Here is a 6002-nt window from a genome sequence, read left to right as displayed (position 1 = left end):
AACGGTGATAAAAAGCTCACGCCTTCGGAAGTAAAAGAGGCTTTGAGTAATCCATGGTTCGCACAGCCGATTTCTCAAATGGTTACACGCTATGAAAACGAGTGGCAATTCAAACAAGAAAAATGGGATTCTCTGGATGAATTGATGGGGCATAGTGAATCAGAGCCACATAATGAATGGATTGAAGAAAAGGCAAGGATTAAAAAGTTGAGCTGGTGGGACAAGCTTGTCGGGCACCATGGAATTACCAGTGATACTAATGTTCGCCATATTCATCCGATTGCGCTTATCGGTAGTTTTACTGCTCCACGTGATCTTATTACCTTAGAGATGCTTCGGGCTGCCAATCCAGCAGGAGAAGAGGCGCATCACGCCAATATTTTACCCTATCTTAATAAATATGCTTTAGCGTATAAGCTTGAACAACCAAAGGCTATTGCGCATTTTCTGTCTCAAGTTGGTCATGAAAGTCAACTCAGAGTTGTCGAAGAAGGTTTGAGGTTTAGCGCGCGGCAAATGAAAAAAACTTATGGGTGCAGATACCATAATAAAGTGAATGGCTATAATGAGCAGACGGATAGCTGTGATTTTGGTGTGTTGAGAAGCAAACTTTGGACAGAGACAAGTCATTACGCGCTGAATGCTGAAAATCTTGCCAGTTACGTCTACGCCGATCGAATGGGAAATGGCAATGAGGCTAGTCGAGATGGCTATCGATACCGCGGCCGCGGAATGTTGCAGGTGACGGGGAAATCGGAATATCAACGGTTTACTAACGTACATAATCAACGCAACCCGTCGGATATTCAGGATTTTGTGGCAAACCCGGATCTTCTGGTTTCGTCGACCGAATACGGTGTTGAGTCTGCGTTCGTATTCTGGTTCACGAAAACTGGTCAGGGAGGCACTAAGTTGTGCGAGGTCGCCAAGACAGGAAGTGTGGCGGACGTAACACAAATGGTGAATGGCGGCCAAAACGGATACGCGGACAGGAATACTAGATTTCAAGCACTTGCTGCACTCATGAATATTAATTAAGAGGTCATTGGCTATGCTCCGTTTTTTCATGTTTGCTTTTGTTTTTCTTCTAGCAAATTCCAGCAGTGCGCAGGATTCTGATTATTTGCAGGGGCAGGTGATTCAGGGGCCGTTTAAAACTGACGTCGTAAGCGGAGGCGAATTATCATTCCTGCAGACGACTAGCGAGGAGTTCCCTGTTTCTCTGGTTCTGGATGTTGTTGGAGTCGACAATAAAAAAAATAGAAGTCTTGTTGATAAATACGATGTGGCTGGCTCAGATCCAAAAATCGAGTCTATTTTCTTTTATCCGGTGAAGGGTAAGAAAAACGTGCTTGTTTTGGTTTCATGGGAACTCACGAGCAGGGGTATTGGGACGTACGGAACGCTTTATCAAGTTTATGGGTATGAAAAAAGCGCGGACAATAAGCTGGTTGTGAATCAACTTGTCAGGTTTGACAGGAATTTGAGCGGGATGGAAGGATATCAAGAAGGCGAGGAGCAACATTTTTCATATGTTAATGCAGGTTTGATAAAGGCCTATCTCAAGAAAATCAATGGCGCTAAATAGTGATAGCTGGCGGGTTTTTTCACTTAATAAAGGAAAGGCGACGCTTTATTACTATGCGCAAAAATGGTTTTTGCCTGATTCGCCTAGCGCAAAGCCTGTACCACTCAAGGATGAACACCGTGGACCGTTTTGTTTTTACCCTGCTAGCCGCGCTGCTAATGCCAGTTTCAGCGGCCTACGCGCAGGACGACTGCCGCAATGTCACCTCAAGCCTGGAAATGGTGCCCTGCTCGGAGGCGGCAAAGAAGGCTGCCGATGCGCAGTTGAACGTCAGCTACAAGCAGTTGATGGCGCGGCTTGAGCCTGGCTATCGAGCCGATCCCGCGTTGGGTGCGGAGTACGCAGCGAAGGTTAAAGAGTCGCAACGTGCGTGGTTGAAGTTGCGCGATTCGAACTGCCCTTTGGAGGCATTCGAAACCGAGACGGGGATGCCAGCGCATGTGTTTGCCGTTAACTCGTGTATCGCCAGAATGAGTCGTGAGCGCTCGGCGTATCTGGACAAGATTGTCCCTGCTCTTGCATCCGACAAGAACTCGTCGACGGCTCCCACCAGCGACGCTTGCCCCTCGGAGGAATTCGCGCCTTTCATTGCGGCGTTTTCCGCCAACAGCGAATCACAACGTCGTCTCACTGCGATGACGGTCAAGTCGCTTGTGTTGAAGCCGGTTGTAGGCAAGGACCGTAGTACCTTTGAGCCTTCGACCTCGGGCGTCAGCGGAGCTTCCTTCACCTATCCGCTGATGACCGCCATCACACCCGGCAAAACGCCTGGAGTCGAGATCGAAGAGGTCGACGACAGTCACGTCAATGTCGTGGATAAGCGAGCGGGCAACAGCAATGTGAAAATCTTCAACTTCTCTCGTCAGGCGTGTTGGGTGCTAGAGGGGATAGAGGACTGGTCGATCAGTGAGAAGGATTTGGTCGCAACACGTAACCCCGGAATGAGCCGCGCTGAAAATCTCTGTGAACAACGTGCTGAAGCTTTAGGAGGGCTGGGATTTCTTGAGCAATATCCGCTGACAGCGGAATTGATTGAAGCGTCCTTGGATAATTTTGTTTGCGCTGCAGAGTCGGGTGATGCGCAGGCGAGCCTGTCGGCGGCAAGCCTAAGCCTTTCGCAAATGGCGTCTCAGTTGGAAACCCCGAAGGTTGAGGCTTTGTTCAAAGCGGCTTCGAAAATAGCAAAGGGTGCGATGGGCTATGCGACGTTTCTTTGTTCAGGAAACTCCACTGACTATAACGGCCCTTGCCTTCATCCCAAGCAGGCAGAAGAGCAGGTTATTCGGGCGATTACCATGGGCTCCACGGACGCTATGAACTACCTGGCCTCTACCTTTGAGGGTGGGGAGTTAGGAACGAAGGATATATCGCGGGCGTTAGCCTGTTATCAAATGGCGGCTGACAAAGGTGACCAGTTGGGCGTCTTCAACGTGGGGCGATTGGGATCGTCAGCCACGGCGCCGATCAAAGCCAGCCACTGCATTTGAGTTTTGAGGGGCTGTTTGAGGCGGTTTTTGCAAAAGTTTTGTCTGAATCCCTCACGCTAAAACGTTTAACGCTTGAGCATCTGACGACCCCGATTTTCCTTTAAACTCCCCACCCCCAAGGAACGCGCTCAGGACACGGAATGCCAGCCTCTTCTTCCTCGCTTCGTCCAGCGTTGGTGCTTTGGCTATATGCCGCTGCGATCACGCATATCCTCGCCGGTCTTACCCTGACCTGGGCCGGTGACTCCGGCTTGCTCGATGGCTACCTGCAAGTCCTCGAACTGTCGTTCTGGGGTGCCGATGCGGTTCCCACCGCCGGCCACGAACAACAAGTCTGGTGGCTCGCGCTGTTCGGCGCGACGTTGCAAAGTTATTCGCTGTACATGCTCGCGTTGGTGCACCTGGGCAATCGCTTGAAAGCGCCGGCAGTCTGGGGCTGGTTGATCGCCGGCATCCTGTTATGGGCGCCGCAGGACATGTGGCTGTCAGCGCAACAGCAGGTCTGGTCGCACGTGTGGCTGGATGGTTTTGCGCTGCTCGTATTGTTGCCGCCGCTATTTTGGCTCTATCGACATGACTGTCGGAAAGGCAATTGCGCAACCGAATCGAGCGACCAGAGCCGTGGCTGATGTATCACCGTTGAGTTTCATACAGCCTCGATATCTACACGGACTGCTCTTTGGTTTTGCCCTCATGCAGGTTAGTCATGCCATTGCCGACAAAATTGTGTTGATCGGTGATGCTCTCGGTCAATCGCAGGCCGCTCAAGGGCCAGTTACCGCCTTGGTGGTTATGACACCCTGCCGGTTTTCGATGACGCTTACGCAAGATCAATGGCTGCAGTTCAATTCGCCTGATCTGGTATTCGTTGCGACAAAACAACTTCGCAACACATTGAACGCGCCGCACTTGTGGCAGGCACCAAGCTCAAACAGCGCTGAGTGGAATTTCGAAAAGTCAGCGGGTCTGAGCGAGCCATGGTTTGGTGTTATGTGTGAAAGCGCGGGAAGTTTTTCCGCTCTCACTAGTCAGCAGTTGCCGTCCGATAGCGCGATTGAGTTGCAGCTGTTGCGTGAAGCCAACGACCGCAAGTGTCCGGCGACTCTGACTGATCACGGCTGGGGGCCAACGTTGTTGGCGGGGCATCCGCAAACCTACACGTTTGAATCGCTGAAGGGGGCAAAGTCGTCAGGATTCATCATCGGTTATCACGATGAGAGTCGACGTCTGTTCAGTCGCATCACCTTCTGCCTTATGCATAACGAACAGGTACTGATTGGGTCCGCGGAGTCGTGCTCATCCGCCCCGTTGGCGATAAGCGTTGAAGGATTTGAAGAAATCAAAACAGCAGTGCGGAGCATCGCCTTCGAGTGAGGATGTTGACGATGCATTGCATAGATGGAGCTACAGCGTGAAAGGATTTTCATTTCTTCTCGGCAGCTTGATATTGGCTGCCGCGTCCATGGCATTCGCTGCCGATCCAGTCTTCAAGGATTACACCGTCACGCCCGTTTTCACCGGCCCCAACCATAAGCTGGTGCCGCAAGAGAACAGCAGCCCAATGATGGATCAGGCACGGATGCAAGCCCTGAAAGGCAAGGTCAACTTCGCCGGCCATTACATCCTTCACAGGCTCGGCTGTGGCGGCAGCGCCATTTGCGGCGAAGTGCTGGACGCCCAGACCGGTGAGGTTGTTGGCGGTCTGCCGAATGCTTACGACGGCAGCACGTTCGGCATGGTTTACCAACCCGAGAGCCGCTTGATCATCGTGTCCGGCATCACGCTCGACGGTGAAGAAGATGCGCAGGGGAATGCTTTGGAAAGTGGTAATCGGGATCGTTACTACGAGTTTGTGAACAATGAATTCCGGCTGCTGAGCATGACCGATGTGGAATCGTCGCCGATGGATGAGGAGTGAGTGGATGAACCGTCTTCTCGCGGGCGGTCTTTCTCTGCTGCTCTCTCTGCCAGTTCTCGCCGCGCCTTCGGACTCCTTTACTCAGCGCGATGTCATGCAGTGTGGCGGTGTTGAAGTGGTGTTGGTTTCGTCCTGTCGATCCGTGACAGTGGATGATGCGGAAACCCACGTCATCCCGGTCTGCTCCGACCAGACCATCAATATCGGCGGCAAAGTGCTTCGGCGTGATATCAGCAAAGTTTCACAACTCACTTCCGACGGTGCGAAGACGAAAATGTTGAGCAATGTTGTTGTGGCGATGGATTGCGTGGAAGGCACCCAGGGCAGCCTTGTTTCGATAGGCGGATATGGCGGTTATAGTGCCTGCGCGGAGTGGCATGGGTATTACTCGACAGCAGGCCGATTGGAGCAATACAGCTTCGATAGTAACCAACGCTTTTTTGGCTCGAAGGGATCTCGGGAAGAGCTGATCAAGGCCTATGGCGTTACGAAGAGGCAGCTAATGTCAGAAAGCCCGGCGGTGAAGAGGATCGTCTATGGTCAGCCTTAAGTGGGTAGTGATGATCAGCTGCCTTTTTGCCGCCACAAGCGCTCTTGCCGAGGACTCGCCCATAGTCGGTATCGACGGACACACCGTGACGTTTCGAGCGACAAAATGGACGATGCCCGGTGTGAATTCCGCGACCGCATGGTTCACCGCCAACGGCAAAACCTTCCCGCTCTTCAGTACCGATGTTGGCGCCGATGGACACCCGGACTGGCTCAGCCCTGACAAGAAAACCTTGTTGCTCGACCCGGTGGTCTTCGGCATGTTGTCGGATGAGAATCAAGAAGAAAAACTCGTGTCGCAACAGCATTGCGATGTGATCTCCATGGAAACCGGTTGCGTGCTGGCCGAGCGTTCCCCTCGTTTTTGTCTCGGCAAATGGGTGGGTAATCAGTGGTTTTCGGAAGATGGCGAAGTCCTTACGCCTATCTTGGAAACGGAGTCCCCGAAGGAGTGGTTGAA

Annotated in this window: 7 protein-coding genes and 1 pseudogene; all 8 read left to right on the top strand. The window is 52.2% G+C overall.

Features of this window, described 5'->3' with window-relative positions:
* Positions 1-1038 (top strand): glycoside hydrolase family 19 protein (locus tag F8N49_RS24665; protein WP_372241048.1); only part of this gene is annotated, 1038 nt, incomplete at its 5' end.
* 13 nt (positions 1039-1051) lie between these two features.
* Positions 1052-1588 (top strand): hypothetical protein, encoded by a 537-nt coding sequence (locus F8N49_RS24660; protein WP_151552977.1) that lies wholly within the window; start codon positions 1052-1054, stop codon positions 1586-1588.
* 119 nt (positions 1589-1707) lie between these two features.
* Positions 1708-3075, top strand: a complete 1368-nt coding sequence (locus F8N49_RS24655) for a lysozyme inhibitor LprI family protein (protein WP_071172241.1) — start codon at positions 1708-1710, stop codon at positions 3073-3075.
* Between the two features lie 140 nt (positions 3076-3215).
* Positions 3216-3704, top strand: a complete 489-nt coding sequence (locus F8N49_RS24650; RefSeq protein ID WP_071172099.1) for a cell division protein — start codon at positions 3216-3218, stop codon at positions 3702-3704.
* A complete protein-coding gene (locus F8N49_RS24645; RefSeq protein WP_256675510.1) occupies positions 3697-4449 on the top strand; it encodes a hypothetical protein in 753 nt (250 codons plus the stop codon). Before F8N49_RS24650 ends, F8N49_RS24645 begins: the two co-directional genes overlap by 8 nt.
* 88 nt (positions 4450-4537) lie before the next feature.
* Positions 4538-4993 carry a hypothetical protein gene (locus F8N49_RS24640; RefSeq protein WP_071172242.1) on the top strand — a complete coding sequence of 152 codons (456 nt, stop codon included), beginning with the start codon at positions 4538-4540 and terminating at the stop codon, positions 4991-4993.
* A 4-nt stretch (positions 4994-4997) separates the two neighbouring features.
* On the top strand, positions 4998-5543 hold the full coding sequence (locus tag F8N49_RS24635) for a hypothetical protein (RefSeq protein ID WP_071172100.1): 546 nt from the start codon (positions 4998-5000) through the stop codon (positions 5541-5543).
* Positions 5530-6002 (top strand): annotated as a pseudogene (locus F8N49_RS24630) (tetratricopeptide repeat protein); the annotation flags it as partial. The gene F8N49_RS24635 and the pseudogene F8N49_RS24630, both read left to right, overlap by 14 nt.

It is taken from the genome of Pseudomonas sp. GXM4, from assembly GCF_008923895.1.
GTDB lineage: Bacteria > Pseudomonadota > Gammaproteobacteria > Pseudomonadales > Pseudomonadaceae > Aquipseudomonas > Aquipseudomonas atacamensis.
This window is presented reverse-complemented; position numbering and strand designations above follow the sequence as displayed.

Bases quoted from the DNA above. Each gene is read 5' to 3' on its own strand.
- F8N49_RS24660 (WP_151552977.1), top strand. From the start codon at position 1,052: ATGCTCCGTTTTTTCATGTTTGCTTTTGTTTTTCTTCTAGCAAATTCC.
- F8N49_RS24650 (WP_071172099.1), top strand. From the start codon at position 3,216: ATGCCAGCCTCTTCTTCCTCGCTTCGTCCAGCGTTGGTGCTTTGGCTA.
- F8N49_RS24640 (WP_071172242.1), top strand. From the start codon at position 4,538: ATGGCATTCGCTGCCGATCCAGTCTTCAAGGATTACACCGTCACGCCC.
- F8N49_RS24635 (WP_071172100.1), top strand. From the start codon at position 4,998: ATGAACCGTCTTCTCGCGGGCGGTCTTTCTCTGCTGCTCTCTCTGCCA.